Origin of the sequence: Goodfellowiella coeruleoviolacea (assembly GCF_024171785.1) — a bacterium.
Classification (GTDB): domain Bacteria; phylum Actinomycetota; class Actinomycetes; order Mycobacteriales; family Pseudonocardiaceae; genus Goodfellowiella; species Goodfellowiella coeruleoviolacea.
On the sequence record NZ_JAMTCK010000007.1, the window covers coordinates 416,497 to 430,201 of the forward strand.

Annotated in this window: 13 protein-coding genes and 1 pseudogene; 11 read left to right on the top strand and 3 right to left on the bottom strand. The window is 73.3% G+C overall.

The features are described from left to right. Positions 1-91: 91 nt before the first annotated feature. The 4 genes from alaS to LX83_RS17830 are packed head-to-tail and all read left to right on the top strand — an operon-like array spanning position 92 to position 5,406. Positions 92-2,764 carry an alanine--tRNA ligase gene (gene alaS, locus LX83_RS17815; RefSeq protein WP_253772719.1) on the top strand — a complete coding sequence of 891 codons (2,673 nt, stop codon included), beginning with the start codon at positions 92-94 and terminating at the stop codon, positions 2,762-2,764. Continuing rightward, entirely contained in the window at positions 2,761-3,264 is a 504-nt protein-coding gene (ruvX, locus tag LX83_RS17820; protein WP_253772721.1) for a Holliday junction resolvase RuvX, read from the top strand. The genes alaS and ruvX overlap by 4 nt, the downstream gene beginning before the upstream one ends. A 16-nt stretch (positions 3,265-3,280) precedes the next feature. After that, complete coding sequence (mltG, locus tag LX83_RS17825) at positions 3,281-4,528, top strand: endolytic transglycosylase MltG (RefSeq protein WP_253772723.1); 1,248 nt, start codon at positions 3,281-3,283, stop codon at positions 4,526-4,528. Beyond that, complete coding sequence (locus tag LX83_RS17830; protein WP_253772725.1) at positions 4,528-5,406, top strand: shikimate dehydrogenase; 879 nt, start codon at positions 4,528-4,530, stop codon at positions 5,404-5,406. Before mltG ends, LX83_RS17830 begins: the two co-directional genes overlap by 1 nt. A gap of 72 nt (positions 5,407-5,478) precedes the next feature. Here LX83_RS17830 and LX83_RS17835 read toward each other — a convergent pair whose 3' ends face one another. From LX83_RS17835 to LX83_RS17845, 3 genes are read right to left on the bottom strand one after another with little or no spacing between them, the layout of a single operon-like run. Then, positions 5,479-5,748, bottom strand: a complete 270-nt coding sequence (locus LX83_RS17835) for an HPr family phosphocarrier protein (protein ID WP_253772727.1) — start codon at positions 5,746-5,748, stop codon at positions 5,479-5,481. 33 nt (positions 5,749-5,781) lie between these two features. Then, positions 5,782-7,131: a PTS transporter subunit EIIC gene (locus LX83_RS17840; protein WP_253772729.1), complete on the bottom strand. Its 1,350-nt coding sequence runs from the start codon at positions 7,129-7,131 to the stop codon at positions 5,782-5,784. Beyond that, the gene (locus tag LX83_RS17845) at positions 7,128-7,928 is read right to left on the bottom strand and encodes a GntR family transcriptional regulator (RefSeq protein ID WP_253772731.1); all 801 of its coding nucleotides are present in this window, start codon (positions 7,926-7,928) and stop codon (positions 7,128-7,130) included. The genes LX83_RS17840 and LX83_RS17845 overlap by 4 nt, the downstream gene beginning before the upstream one ends. Positions 7,929-8,241: 313 nt before the next feature. Here LX83_RS17845 and LX83_RS17850 point away from each other — a divergent pair, with 313 nt between their 5' ends. The 7 genes and pseudogenes from LX83_RS17850 (at position 8,242) to aroQ (ending at position 13,702) form a co-directional block, all read left to right on the top strand. Continuing rightward, positions 8,242-8,478 (top strand): glucose PTS transporter subunit EIIB, encoded by a 237-nt coding sequence (locus tag LX83_RS17850; RefSeq protein WP_253772733.1) that lies wholly within the window; start codon positions 8,242-8,244, stop codon positions 8,476-8,478. Continuing rightward, positions 8,475-8,933: a PTS sugar transporter subunit IIA gene (locus LX83_RS17855; protein ID WP_253772735.1), complete on the top strand. Its 459-nt coding sequence runs from the start codon at positions 8,475-8,477 to the stop codon at positions 8,931-8,933. The genes LX83_RS17850 and LX83_RS17855 overlap by 4 nt, the downstream gene beginning before the upstream one ends. A 296-nt stretch (positions 8,934-9,229) precedes the next feature. Continuing rightward, positions 9,230-9,850: pseudogene (locus tag LX83_RS17860) on the top strand (prepilin peptidase); the annotation flags it as partial. A 371-nt stretch (positions 9,851-10,221) separates the two neighbouring features. Continuing rightward, complete coding sequence (gene aroC / locus LX83_RS17865) at positions 10,222-11,409, top strand: chorismate synthase (protein WP_253772737.1); 1,188 nt, start codon at positions 10,222-10,224, stop codon at positions 11,407-11,409. Then, positions 11,406-11,996, top strand: coding sequence for a shikimate kinase (locus tag LX83_RS17870; RefSeq protein WP_253772739.1), 591 nt, complete (start codon positions 11,406-11,408; stop codon positions 11,994-11,996). The genes aroC and LX83_RS17870 overlap by 4 nt, the downstream gene beginning before the upstream one ends. A 93-nt stretch (positions 11,997-12,089) precedes the next feature. Next, positions 12,090-13,196, top strand: coding sequence for a 3-dehydroquinate synthase (aroB, locus tag LX83_RS17875; RefSeq protein ID WP_253772741.1), 1,107 nt, complete (start codon positions 12,090-12,092; stop codon positions 13,194-13,196). Further along, the gene (gene aroQ / locus LX83_RS17880) at positions 13,193-13,702 is read left to right on the top strand and encodes a type II 3-dehydroquinate dehydratase (RefSeq protein WP_253772743.1); all 510 of its coding nucleotides are present in this window, start codon (positions 13,193-13,195) and stop codon (positions 13,700-13,702) included. The genes aroB and aroQ overlap by 4 nt, the downstream gene beginning before the upstream one ends. Positions 13,703-13,705: the final 3 nt, after the last annotated feature.

The following is a 13,705-nucleotide window of genomic DNA, read 5'->3' on the forward strand; positions in this document are numbered from 1 at the left end:
GCCGCCCGCCGCCCAGACCCCCACACCGACCCCGGTGCCGGCGCGCCGCTGACCTCGGCGCGCCGAGCCCGCTCTCCACGAGGGACCAACCGTGCAGACCCACGAAATTCGCAGGCGCTTCCTGGACCACTTCGAACGTCACGGGCACACCGTGGTGCCGAGCGCGTCGCTGCTGTCCGACGACCCCACGGTGCTGTTCACCATCGCCGGGATGGCCCCGTTCAAGCCCTACTTCCTGGGTGAGGCCCCGCCGCCGTTCCCCAGGGCCACCAGCGTGCAGAAGTGCGTGCGCACCCTGGACATCGACAACGTCGGCCACACCACCCGGCACAACACGTTCTTCCAGATGGCCGGCAACTTCTCGTTCGGCGACTACTTCAAGGACCGGGCCATCGAGCTGGCCTGGGAGCTGATCACCAAGTCCCAGGAGGACGGCGGCTACGGGTTCGACCCCGAGCGCATCTGGGTGACCGTCTACCAGGACGACGACGAGGCGTTCGAACTCTGGCGCAGGATCGCCGGCCTGCCGGAGGAGCGCATCCAGCGCCGCGGCGGCGAGGACAACTACTGGGACATGGGGGTGCCCGGTCCCGGCGGCCCGTGTTCGGAGATCTACTACGACCGTGGTCCCGCGCACGGCGCGGAGGGTGGCCCCGTCGCCGACGAGGACCGCTACCTGGAGATCTGGAACCTGGTGTTCATGCAGGACATCAGGGGTGAGCAGAGCCCCAAGTACGGCCACCCGCCGATCGGGGTCCTGCCGAAGAAGAACATCGACACCGGGCTGGGCGTGGAGCGGGTCGCGTTCCTGCTCCAGGGCGTGGACAACGTCTACGAGACCGACCTGGTCCGCCCGGTGATCAGCAAGGCCGAGCAGCTGTCCGGCCGGCGCTACGGCGCCGACGAGGGCGACGACGTGCGCTTCCGGGTGATCGCCGACCACGCGCGCAGCGGGGTCATGCTGGTCGGTGACGGGGTCACGCCGGGCAACGAGGCCAGGGGCTACGTGCTGCGCCGGCTGCTGCGCCGGATCGTGCGCGCCTCCCGCCTGCTGGGCATCGACCAGCCGGTGCTGCCGGCCTTCGCCGAGGTCGTGCGGGACGCCATGGGGCCGTCCTACCCGGAGCTGGTCCGCGACTTCGACCGGATCGTCTCGGTGGTGCGCACCGAGGAGGAGACCTTCCTGACCACGCTCACCAGCGGGTCGCGCATCTTCGACCTGGCCGCGGCCGAGACCAAGGCGGCCGGGCGCGGCGTGCTGTCCGGGGACAAGGCGTTCCAGCTGCACGACACCTACGGCTTCCCCATCGACCTGACCCTGGAGATGGCGGCCGAGCAGGGGCTCACCGTCGACGAGACCGGGTTCCGCGCGCTCATGGCCGAACAGCGGGCCAGGGCCAAGGCCGACGCGGCCGCCCGCAAGACCGGCCGCGGTGACGTGTCCGCCTACCGGGCGGTGCTGGAGCAGCACGGCCCCACCGAGTTCCTCGGCTACACCGACCTGGAGTCGTCCAGCCGGGTCATCGGGCTGCTGGTGGACGGCGTGCCGGTGGCCTCGGCCAGCGCCGGCACCGACGTCGAGCTGGTGCTGGACCGCACCCCGTTCTACGCGGAGAGCGGTGGCCAGATCGCCGACACCGGCCGACTGGTGGGCTCCGGCGTGGAACTGCACGTGTCCGACGTGCAGAAGCTGGTGCCCGGGCTGTTCGTGCACCGGGCCACCGTGGTGGCCGGCGAGGTCGGCCTGGACACCACCGTGGCAGCCGCGGTGGACGTGGCCCGGCGCAACGCCATCCAGCGGTCGCACTCGGCCACCCACCTGGTCCACGCGGCCGTGCGCGGCGCCTACGGCAAGCGCGCCGCCCAGGCCGGTTCGCTGAACTCGCCCGGCCGGATGCGGTTCGACTTCACCACGCCCGCCCCGGTCTCGGCCGACGTGCTGGCCCAGGTCGAGGAGGAGGTCAACGACTACCTCCAGGACGACGTCGAGGTCACCAGCTACACCACCACCAAGGACAAGGCGCTGGAACTGGGCGCGGTGGCCCTGTTCGGCGAGAAGTACGGCGACCAGGTCCGGGTGGTGGACATGGGCGAGTACTCCCGCGAGCTGTGCGGCGGCACCCACGTCCAGCGGATCGGCCAGCTCGGCGTGGTCAAGCTGGTCGGCGACTCCTCCATCGGCTCGGGCGTGCACCGGGTCGAGGCCCTGGTCGGCATGGACGCGCTGCGCTTCATCAGCAAGGAGCACCTGCTCGTCGGCCAGCTCGCCGACCAGCTCAAGGTGCCGCGCGACGAGATCCCCACCCGGATCTCCAGCGTGCTGGAGCGGCTGCGCTCGGCCGAGCGCGAGCTGGAGCGGCTGCGCGTCGCCCAGCTGCTCTCCTCCGGCGGCCAGCTCGCCGACACCGCCGAGGACGTGCACGGGGTGTCGGTGGTGGCCACGGCCGTGCCCGACGGGGTGCCCGGCAACGACCTGCGGGCGCTGGCCACCGACGTGCGCAACCGGCTGGCCAGCCGGCCGGCCGTGGTGGCGCTGTTCTCCGTGGACGGCCCCAAGGTCAGCTTCGTGGTGGCCACCACCCCGGCCGCGCGCGACCTCGGCCTGGCCGCCGGCCGGCTGGTGCCCGCGTTCGGGCCGGCCGTGGGCGGCCGGGGCGGCGGCAAGCCGGACATGGCCCAGGGTGGCGGCACCGAGCCGGCCGGCGTGCCCGAGGCCGTCGCCGCGCTGCGCCGGGAGATCGAACACGCGGTGACGCAGGCGTGAGCAGGCACGGGTCCGGGGCGGGCGGGCGAGCACCCGACCGCCCCGGGGTCGACGACCCGGGATCGGGGCGCCGGCTCGGGGTCGACGTGGGAGCGGTCCGGGTCGGCGTCGCGCTGAGCGATCCGGCTCCACTGCTGGCCACGCCGCTGGTTACGCTGTCCCGCGACGAACAGGCCAGCCGCGACCTGGACGAGCTGGCCCACCTGGTGGCCGAGCATGAGGTGGTCGAGGTGGTGGTGGGGCTGCCCCGCACGCTGGCTGGCCGACACGGCCCCGCGGCCCAGGCCGCCGAGTCCTACGCCGCCGCACTGGCCGAGCGGATCGCGCCGGTGCCGGTGCGCCTCACCGACGAGCGGCTGACCACGGTGACCGCCAGCCGGGTGCTCGCCCAGCGCGGGGTGCGCGGCCGGCGCCAGCGCGCCGTGGTCGACCAGGCGGCGGCCGTGGAGATCCTGCAGTCGTGGCTGGACGGCCGGGCGCGCCAGCTGGCCCGCCCCTGAGACCGAAGGACGCCCCGTGAACGACGATCTCGGGTTGTTCGCAGACAACAACGCGGACTCCGACGCCGAGTCCGACGACGCCGGCCGGGGCAGAGACACGGCCGACGCCAACCGAGGCGCACGCGGCCTGTTCACCCGGTGGCGGCGCAACCGGCCGGTGCTGCTGGCGGTGGGCCTGGTGGTGCTGCTGGTGGTCGGTGGCGGTGCCTGGTACGGGGCGCAGCAGCTGCTGGGCATCGGCGACTACGCGGACTACCCGGGCAACGGGGACTCCGAGGTGGTCGTGCAGGTCAAGGACGGCGACTCGGTGGGCCAGATCGCCAGCCGGCTCAAGGAGAAGGACGTCGTGGCCAGCGCCAGGGCGTTCGTCGTGGCCAGCGACGCGGACAAGCGGGTGCTCGCCATCCAGCCCGGCTACTACATCATGAAGACCAAGATGTCCGGCGCGTCGGCGGTGACCAGGATCGTCAAGCCGGAGGTCAAGGTCGGCACGCTGGAGATCAAGGGCGGCTACCAGCTGCACGACATCACCCAGCCGGACGGCACGGTCAAGGAGGGCGTGCTCTCCCTGCTGGCCAAGGCGACCTGCGCGGAGCTGAACGGCAAGAGCACCTGCATCCCGGTGGAGCAGATCCGCCAGGCCGCGGAGACCGCGGACCTGGACGCGCTGGGCGTGCCGGACTGGGCCAAGACCGACGTGGCCAACGCCGAGCCCAAGAACCGGCTCGAAGGCCTGATCGTGCGCGGGGTGTACAGCGTGGAGCCGGGCGCCTCCGCCGAGAACGTGATCAAGAGCGTGATCACCGCGTCGGTGGCCAAGCTCCAGGCCGCCGGCCTGCCCAAGGGCGCCGACGCCACCGGCTTCCGCCCCTACGAGGTGCTGATCGTGGCCTCCCTGGCGGAGAAGGAGGGCATCGAGAAGGACTTCGGCAAGGTCGCCAGGGTCGTCTACAACCGGCTGGCCAAGCCCATGTCGCTCGGGCTCGACTCGACCATCAACTACGAGCTGGAACGGCCCACGCTGCTGACCAACGACCAGGACCGGGAACGGTCCGGGCCGTACAACACCTACGACCTGCAGGGCCTGCCGCCGACCCCGATCGGCTCGCCCAGCGACCAGGCGGTCAAGGCCGCCATCCAGCCCGAGGACGGCACCTGGCTGTTCTTCGTCAAGTGCGACAAGGACGGCACGTCCTGCTTCGCCGACACCTACGACCAGCACAACGAGAACCGGCACCTGGCCGAGCAGCGGGGTGCCTACTGATGTCGGCGCGGGCGAGCCAGCCGGAGGCGGCCGACCGGCGCGCGGCCGTGGTGGGCTCCCCGGTGGGCCACTCGCTGTCCCCGGTCCTGCACCACGCCGCCTACCAGGCCCTGGGGCTGACCGGGTGGCGCTACGACCGGCTGGAGTGCGACGCCGGGGGACTGCCCGCCCTGGTGGCCGGCCTGGGGCCGGAGTGGGCCGGGCTGTCCGTGACCATGCCGGGCAAACGCGCGGCACTGGCGCTGGCCAGCGAGGTCACCCCGAGGGCCGCCGTGGTGGGCGCGGCCAACACCCTGGTACCGACCGAACAGGGGTGGCGGGCCGACTGCACCGACGTGGACGGCGTGCTCGGCGCGCTGCGCGTGGCCGGCGGCTACCAGGACCAGCCGGGCGGGCACGGTCTGGTGCTCGGCGCCGGCGGCACCGCGTCGGCCGCGCTGGCGGCCCTGCCGGAACTGGGGCTGTACCAGGCCACGCTCGTGGTGCGCGAGCCGGCCAGGGCGGGCGAGGCCGTGGCCTGCGCGGAGCGGGCCGGCCTCAAGGTGACCGTGCTGCGCTGGGCCGACGTGGACCTCGGCGCGCTGGCCGCGGCCGCCGCGGTGGTGGTGAGCACCGTGCCGGCCGAGGCCACCGCCGACTGCGCCGACCAGCTCGCGCTGGCGCCCTGCCTGCTGGACGTGATCTACCACCCGTGGCCCACCCCGGTGGCGCTGGCCGTGCACCGCCGAGGCGGTCGGCTGGCCACCGGTCTGGACATGCTGCTGCACCAGGCGTTCGGCCAGGTCGAGCAGTTCACCGGGCAGCCGGCCCCCAGGCAGGCCATGCGCCAGGCGCTGCGCGCGGCCACCGGCGGGGCACTGGAACTCCCGGTCGACTGACGACCGTCTGCCCTGCGCTGATCCGCGGTGACCCGCGTCCCCCGGCCGGTCGACCAGGGGACGCGGGTGTGCTCAGCTCTCGTCCAGATCGGTGGAGATGATCTTGACGATCGCCTCCAGCGCGGTTTCCGCGCCGTCGCCGTCAGCGGCCAGCACCACCTCGTCGCCGTGCATGGCGCCCAGCGTCATCAGGTTGAGCACGCTGGCCGCCGGCACCGGCTGGCCGTCCGGCTTGCGGATGGTGATCGTCACCGGCTGTTCGGCCGCGGCCTTGGCCAGCAGCGCGGCCGGCCGCGCGTGCAGTCCGACCCGGCTGGCCACGGTGACCCGTCGTTCGGGCATGTCCCACTCTCCCTGTTCGCTGCGCCGGCCACCTCAGGCGGGGGCGGCGTCCCCGGTCTTGCTGGTCGTTGCCTTGTCCGCGTCGGACTTGTCCGCCGCCGCCCCGCCGTCCTCGGGGGCGGCACCACTGCCGGCGGTGCCCTTGCCGGTGGTGCCCTTGTCGGCGGTCGGCTTGCTGGCCTCGGCCTCGGGCGTGGCGTCGTCCTCGCGGCCCGGCGTCTTCAGGTTCCACTTGGTGATCACCCAGCGGAACAGGAAGTAGTAGACGACCGCGTAGACCAGGCCGATCGGGATGAGCAGCAGCGGGCTGGTGGCGATGCCGAAGTTCAGCAGGTAGTCGATGGCGCCGGCGGAGAACGAGAACCCGTCGTGGATGCCCAGCGCGTTGGTGATGGCGTGCGACGTGCCGGTGAGCAGCGCGTGGATCAGGTACAGCGGCCAGGCCACGAACATGAACGCGAACTCCAGCGGCTCGGTCACGCCGGTGATGAACGCGGTGAGCGCGGCCGAGCCCATGATGCCGCCGACGATCTTCTTCTGCGACGGCCGCGCCGTCTGCCAGATGGCCAGGGCGGCGGCGGGCAGGGCGAACATGAAGATCGGGAAGAACCCGGTCTGGAAGGTGCCCGCGGTGGGGTCGCCGGCCAGGAACCGGTTGATGTCGCCGGTCTTGCCCTCGAACTCGCCGAACTGGAACCACACCACGTTGTTGATGATGTGGTGCAGGCCCAGCGGGATCAGCAACCGGTTGAGCACGCCGTAGAGGAACGCGCCGACGATCGTGCTGCCGGTGACCGCGTCACCGACCGCGGTCAGGCCCTGGTTGAACCAGGGGTAGATCAGGCCGAACACCACGCCGAGCAGCATCAGCACGAACGCGTTGATGATCGGCACAAACCGCCGGCCGCCGAAGAACGCCAGGTAGGGCGGGAGCTTGGTGCGGTGGAAGCGCTGCCACAGCAGGGCGGTCACGATGCCGACGATGATGCCGGCCAACACCCCGTAGGGCCACTTGGTCGGGTTCAGCGCGTTCTTCGGGTCCACCGGGGCGAAGACCTGGACGACCTGGGTGAACACCACGAAGCCCACGGCGGCGGCCAGACCGGTCGAGCCGTCGCCCTTGCGGGCGAAGCCCACGGCCACGCCCACCGCGAACAGCAGCGGAAGCCAGTTGAACAGCGACCCGCCCGCTGCGGCCATGACGGCCGCGACCTTCTTCAGCGGGGCGAACTGGCCGAGCATGTCGTCGGCGCCGAGCCGCATCAGCAGGCCGGCCGCGGGCAGCGCGGCGATGGGCAGCATCAGGCTGCGGCCGAGGCGTTGCGCCACGGCTAGCCCCTTGATGTCTCGACCGCCGGTCGCCGAGGTGGCGCTGGCGCTCATGGGGTACCTCCCTGGGCGGAGTGCGGACCAGAACCCGGGCCGTTCCGGTCCAACTGCATGGTCACCTGGTAGAGATCACCCCGGTACCAGGACGTCATGTCCTCCACCGGCTGTCCGCTGGCGCTGGACGTGCGGTGGAAGACCAGAACCGGGCTGCCCACGCGGATTCGCAGCAGCCGGGCGGTTTCCGCGTCGGCGGCGTCGGCCCACACCGTCTGCCGCCCCTGGTCGAGTTGGACGCCGTAGTGCTCGGCCAGCTGGGTGTACATCGAGCCGGTCAGGTCGTGGTCGAGCAGACCGGGCACGACCCGGGGGTTGTACCAGCCGCGTTCCACGGCCAGCGGCATGCCGTCCGCGCGGCGCAGCCGGAACAGCCAGTACCCGGGTTCGTCCTCGGCCAGCCCCAGGGTGTCGCCGACCGCGGGCGGCGGCGTCTGCTCGCCGCAGGCCAGCACCTCGGTGTCCGGGGTGAGGCCGCGCCTGCGCATGTCGTCGGTGAACGACTCCAGGTAGAGCTGGGTTTCCACCCGCCGCCGCGCGGTGAACGTGCCCTTGCCGGCTGCCCTGATCAGCAGGCCCTCGGCAACGAGCTGGCCGACGGCGGTGCGCACGGTGAGCCGGGAGACCCCGTACCGCTCGGCCAGCTCGCGTTCGGACAGGATCGGCGATCCCGGGGGCAGCTCGCGTTCGGCGAGCCGGCGCAGGATCTCGCGCAGCTGCACGTGCTTGGGCTGGGGCCCGTCCACGATCGGGGAGACGCCAGTGGTCGAGCCGGTGTGGCGCGGCCGTTCTGTCATGACACCTCCTGTTCGCGTGGTCCTCGGGCGGTTGTCCGTGCGTGTGCCGGGTGCTGGTGACCGAGGTGGCCCGTCGTGGCCGCCCAGTGGGGCCTGGCACTCGATCTCAGCCGGCGGGATTGGTACTTTCCGGTCTAGACCAGTTGGTTCGGGGAGGATGCTCCGCCCGGTGAGCGGGTGTCAACCCGCCGTTACGTGTTCGTGCTGGCGCATGGCACGATCCGGCGAACCCCGCGCGCGACTGGCGGCAGGAACGGGGGACCCGGGCACGGGCCCGACCGTGCCCCGACACGGGCAGGAAAGGACACCTGAGGTGGCTGACAACAGGGCGGAGAAGATCCTCGCGGCGATCGGCGGCGCGGACAACGTCGTGGAGATCGAGCCGTGCATCACCCGGCTCCGCTGTGAGCTGGAGGACGGCTCGCTGGTGGACGAGGCCGCGCTCAAGGCCGCCGGCGCGCACGGCGTGATGCGGGCGGGCAAGGCCGTGCAGATCGTGGTCGGCCCGGAGGCCGACACCATCGCCAGCGACATCGAGGACCTGCTGTGACGCCGCTCGCGGTGAACAGCCCGGTCAGCGGGCGGGTGGTGCCGCTGACCGAGGTGCCCGACCAGGTGTTCGCCAACGCCATGGTCGGCCCCGGGCTGGCCGTGGAGCCGGACCGCGCCGCCGGGGCCGCCCTCGCCCCGGTGGACGGCACGGTCGCCGCGCTGCACCCGCACGCGTTCGTGGTGGCCACCGAGGACGGCGCGGCCGTGCTGGTGCACCTGGGCATCGACACGGTCAAGCTCAAGGGCGAGGGCTTCACCCTGCACGTGGTCAAGGGGGAGAAGGTGCGGGCCGGCCAGCCCATCGTGAGCTGGAACCCGGCCGATGTCGAGGCCGCTGGCTACGCGCCGATCTGCCCGGTCGTCGCGCTCGACGCGGTGGCGGAGACCCTCGAACCGCGCCAGGCCGACGGCCCGGTGGGCGCGGGCGAGGTGCTGTTCTCCTGGCGGCGCTGAGTTTCCTGGCAGTGCTGAGTTTCCTGGCGGCGCTGGGGCCGTCCGGCTGAGCGGTCGGGCTGGGGCCACCGGCTCGCCCGGTCGAGTTCTCGCCGGTGTCGCCGCATCCGAAGCCGACCGGCCGGCGCTCACGCTGGTCGGGTTCGGAGCGGTGGCGGGCAGGGCCCCGGGATGCGCCACGCTTGTCACTGGGAAGCGCCACGCTTGTCACTCACTCGGGTGTGGTGTCGAGTGAATGGCGCCTCCCGCCCAACAGGTGCTGGCCAGCGGTTGGGGCGGTGGCCCACGGTGGGGGCATGCGCACCAACGGCACGCTCGCCCTCGGCCCGTCCGCTCCTCGGGACCACGCCGGTCCGGTGGACCTGGCCGCCCTGTTGCCGCCGCCCGGGCACCCGTGGCTGCCGCCCGTGGTGGTCGCCGGCCTGTTCCTGGCCGGGGTGGCCGCCGGCCACGTGGGCGCGCGCCTGCTGGCCCGGCTGCGCCGGGGAACGCGGGTGCCGCCGCCGTGGTGCCAGCTGGCGGTCGGGCTGCTCTGGGCGCTGGTCGCGGCCAGATGGGCCGGTGGCGGCCTGTCCGGCTGGTGGCTGCCGGTTCCGTTGGCCCTGGCCTGGTTCGGGGTGCTGCTGTCCGCGGTCGACCTCATCCACCAGCGGCTGCCCAACGCGCTGACCCTGCCCGCCTACCCGGTGTTCGCCGCGCTGCTCGCGGTGGCCGCCGGCTGGGCCGGCGGCTGGCCGGTGGCGGTGCGCGCGCTGCTGGGCTGCCTGGTGTTCGGCGGCCTGCACCTGCTGGTCCACCTGGTGGCCCCGGCCGCGCTCGGTGCCGGCGACGTGAAGCTGTCCGGATCGCTGGGCGCGGTGCTCGCCGCGCTGTCCTGGTCGGCGCTGCCCGTGGCGGCCGTGGTCGCGGCCGGGCTCACCCTGGTGCTGGGCGGGCTCGCCCGGTTCACGCCGGTCCGTTGGGGCCGTGCCGGCATCCCGCACGGGCCTGGCCTGCTGGCCGCCACCTGGCTGGTGGCCACCTTCTCCGGGGCGGCGCCCGCCGGTGCCGGCCCCGCCCCGGCCCCCGAACTCGTCGCCCACCCGGTGACCCCGGCCGCGCTCCGCGCCGGCCCCGTGCCCCGTGCTAGCCCCGGCTACCAGCCAGAACACCCGAGCCGGCCGTCCGGTCGGGGCGCGTGGTGGCCCGGGTCACCTGATGGCCCCAGCGCGGCCGTGGCGTCCGCCTCATGTTGGCCGTCCAGCCTGTGGGCGGTAGCCGCTGATGGGCCGGGGCGTGGCAGGATCGCGTGGTGCGTTGGATCACCGCTGGGGAGTCACACGGCCCCGCCCTCGTCGCCGTGCTGGAAGGCATGGTGGCCGGCGTCGAAGTCACCACAACCGACCTCACCGAACAGTTGGCCCGTCGTAGGCTGGGGTTCGGGCGCAGTCCCCGGATGGGCTTTGAGACCGACCAGGTGGAGTTCCTCGGCGGTGTGCGGCACGGCCGGACCCAGGGCGGTCCCATCGCGGTCCGGATCGACAACACCGAATGGCCCAAGTGGGAGCAGGTGATGGCCGCCGACCCGGTCGACCCGGCGGAGCTGGCCGGCCTGGCCCGCAACGAACCGCTGACCCGGCCCCGGCCGGGCCACGCCGACCTGCCCGGCATGCTCAAGTACGGCTTTGACGAGGCACGGCCCGTGCTGGAGCGGGCCAGCGCCCGGGAGACCGCGGCGCGGACCGCGCTCGGCACGGTGGCCAGGGCCTTCCTCCGCCAGGCGCTGGGCGTGGAGGTGCTCAGCCACGTGGTGTCCATCGGCGCGGCCGAGGCACCCGACGGACCGCCGCCCCGGCCCGAGGACCTGGCCGCCATCGACGAGAGCCCGGTGCGGGCGTTCGACCCGGCCGGCACCGAGGCCATGGTCGCCGAGGTCGAGCAGGTGAAGAAGGCCGGCGACACCGTGGGCGGGGTCATCGAGGTGCTCGCCTACGGCCTGCCGCCCGGGCTGGGCTCGCACGTGCACTGGGACCGGCGACTGGACGCCCGGCTCGCCGCCGCCCTGATGGGCGTGCAGGCGATGAAGGGCGTGGAGATCGGCGACGGGTTCGCCACGGCGCGGCGCTGGGGCAGCAAGGCGCACGACGAGATCGACCCGGCCGGTGGGGTCAACGGCGTCCGGCGGCGCAGCAACCGGGCCGGCGGGCTGGAGGGCGGCATCACCAACGGCGAGCCGCTGCGCGTGCGGGTGGCCATGAAGCCGATCTCCACCGTGCCCAAGGCACTGGCCACCGTGGACGTGGCCACCGGCGAGCCGGCCGTGGCCATCCACCAGCGCTCGGACGTGTGCGCGGTGCCCCGCGCCGGCGTGGTGCTGGAGTCCGTGGTGGCGCTGGTGCTGGCCGAGACCGCGCTGGAGAAGTTCGGCGGCGACTCGCTGCCGGAGACCAAGCGCAACGCCGAGGCGTACCTGCGTGAACTGGAGGCCCGCTGGTGAGTCCCCGCGTGGTGGTCCTCGGCCCGCCAGGGGCCGGCAAGACCACCGTTGGCCAACTGCTGGCCCAGCGGTTGGGCGTGCCGTTCCGGGATGTCGACGACGACATCGTGGCCCGGGCCGGCAAGGCCATCTCGGACATCTTCACCACCGACGGTGAGCCGGCCTTCCGGGCCATGGAGGAGCAGGCCGTGGCCGACGCGCTGGCCGAGCACACCGGGGTGCTCGCCCTGGGCGGTGGCGCGGTGCTGGCCGAGGCGACCCGCCGGCGGCTGGCCGGCCACACCGTGGTCTTCCTCAACGTCGGCATGGCCGAAGGCGTGCGCCGCACCGGCCTGTCCACGGCACGGCCGCTGCTGGCCGGGGTCAACCCCCGGGCCACGTTCAAGGCGCTGCTCGACGCCCGGCTGCCGCTCTACCGGGAGGTCGCGCTGATCGAGGTGAGCACCGACGACCGCGAGCCGGACCAGGTCGTCGACGCCGTGCTGGCCGCGCTGGCCGGGGTGGCTGAGCAGCAGCCGGCTGGGCAGCAGCCGACAGGACAGCAGCCGACAGGACAGCAGCCGACAGGACAGCGGCCGACATCGTGAGGCGCGGCAGGTGCTGAGCTGGGCGGGGCCGGCGCCGACGTGCGCCCGGGGGCCCCGGGGCGGAAACACAGCGGAACGACGAAAGGCAGGGCGATGAGCGAGCCGGCGCGCATCCGAGTGGGTGCCGAACATCCCTACGACGTGGTGGTGGGGCGCGGCCTGCTCGGTGAGTTGGTCGAGACGGTCCGGCACACACCCACGGCCGCGATCGTGCACCAGCCGACGCTGACCGAGACCGCCGAGGCGATCCGGGAGGAGCTGGCCGGCGCGGGCGTGGACGCGCACCGCGTGGAGATCCCCGACGCGGAGAACGGCAAGAACCTGGCCGTCGCCGGGTTCTGCTGGGAGGTGCTGGGCCGGATCGGCCTGGACCGCACCGGCACGGTGATCGGGCTCGGCGGTGGCGCCGTGACCGACCTGGCCGGGTTCGTCGCCGGCACCTGGATGCGCGGGGTGCGCGTGGTGCACGTGCCCACCACCCTGCTCGGCATGGTCGACGCCGCGGTGGGCGGCAAGGCCGGCATCAACACCGACGCGGGCAAGAACCTGGTCGGGGTGTTCCACGAGCCGGCCGCGGTCCTGGTGGACCTGGCCACCCTGGAGACCCTGCCGCGCAACGAGCTGGTCGCGGGCATGGCCGAGGTGGTCAAGTGCGGCTTCATCGCCGACCCGGTGATCCTCGACCTGATCGAGGCCGACCCGGCGGCCGCCCTCGACCCCACCGGTGCGGTCCTGGGCGAACTGGTGCGGCGGGCCATCCAGGTCAAGGCCGACGTGGTGTCCGCGGACCTGCGCGAGTCGTCCCTGCGCGAGGTGCTCAACTACGGGCACACCCTGGGCCACGCCATCGAGCGCCGGGAGCGCTACCGCTGGCGGCACGGCGCCGCCATCAGCGTCGGCCTGGTCTTCGCCGCCGAGCTGGCTCGGCTGGCCGGACGCCTCGACGACGCCACCGCCGACCGGCACGCCAGGGTGCTCGCCGCGCTCGGCCTGCCCACCAGCTACGACCCGGACGCCCTGCCCCAGCTGATGGAGGGCATGCGCACCGACAAGAAGACCCGGGCCGGGGTGCTGCGGTTCGTGGTGCTGGACGGCCTGGCCAAGCCGGGGCGGCTGGAGGGCCCCGACCCGGCGCTGCTCGCCGCGGCGTACTCGGCCGTGGCCGCGGAGTCGCCGAAGTCCGGGAGTGTGCTGCTGTGAGCGCGCACCCCTCGCCGGCCAGGGGCACGGCAGCGCAGCCGGCCGGCTCCTCCGGGCGGATCCTGGTGCTCAACGGACCCAACCTCGGCCGGCTCGGCACCAGGGAGCCGCAGGTCTACGGCGCCACCACGCACGCCGAACTCGTCCAGCTGTGCGTGGAGACCGGCCGTGAGCTGGGCGTCGAGGTCGAGGTGCGGCAGACCGACCACGAGGGCGAGATGCTCGCCTGGCTGCACGAGGCCGCCGACCACGGGCTGCCCGTGGTGCTCAACGCCGCCGCGTGGACGCACTACTCGATCGCCGTGCGGGACGCGTGCGCGCAGCTCACCGCGCCCCTGATCGAACTGCACATCTCCAACACCCACCGGCGTGAGGAGTTCCGCAAGCACAGCTACATCTCGGAGAAGGCCACCGGGGTGATCCTCGGCCTCGGCGTGCGCGGCTACGCCCTGGCCATCCGCTGGCTCGCCGAACAGGCCACACCCGGACCGGCCCAACGACCATGAGCG

What these genes read in the sequence shown, in the direction of transcription:
- LX83_RS17845 (WP_253772731.1), bottom strand. Translation starts at nt 7,928, where the DNA reads ATGACAGAACGGCCGCGCCACACCGGCTCGACCACTGGCGTCTCCCCG.
- LX83_RS17835 (WP_253772727.1), bottom strand. Translation starts at nt 5,748, where the DNA reads ATGCCCGAACGACGGGTCACCGTGGCCAGCCGGGTCGGACTGCACGCG.
- LX83_RS17840 (WP_253772729.1), bottom strand. Translation starts at nt 7,131, where the DNA reads ATGAGCGCCAGCGCCACCTCGGCGACCGGCGGTCGAGACATCAAGGGG.
- LX83_RS17830 (WP_253772725.1), top strand. Translation starts at nt 4,528, where the DNA reads ATGTCGGCGCGGGCGAGCCAGCCGGAGGCGGCCGACCGGCGCGCGGCC.
- aroB (WP_253772741.1), top strand. Translation starts at nt 12,090, where the DNA reads ATGAGCGAGCCGGCGCGCATCCGAGTGGGTGCCGAACATCCCTACGAC.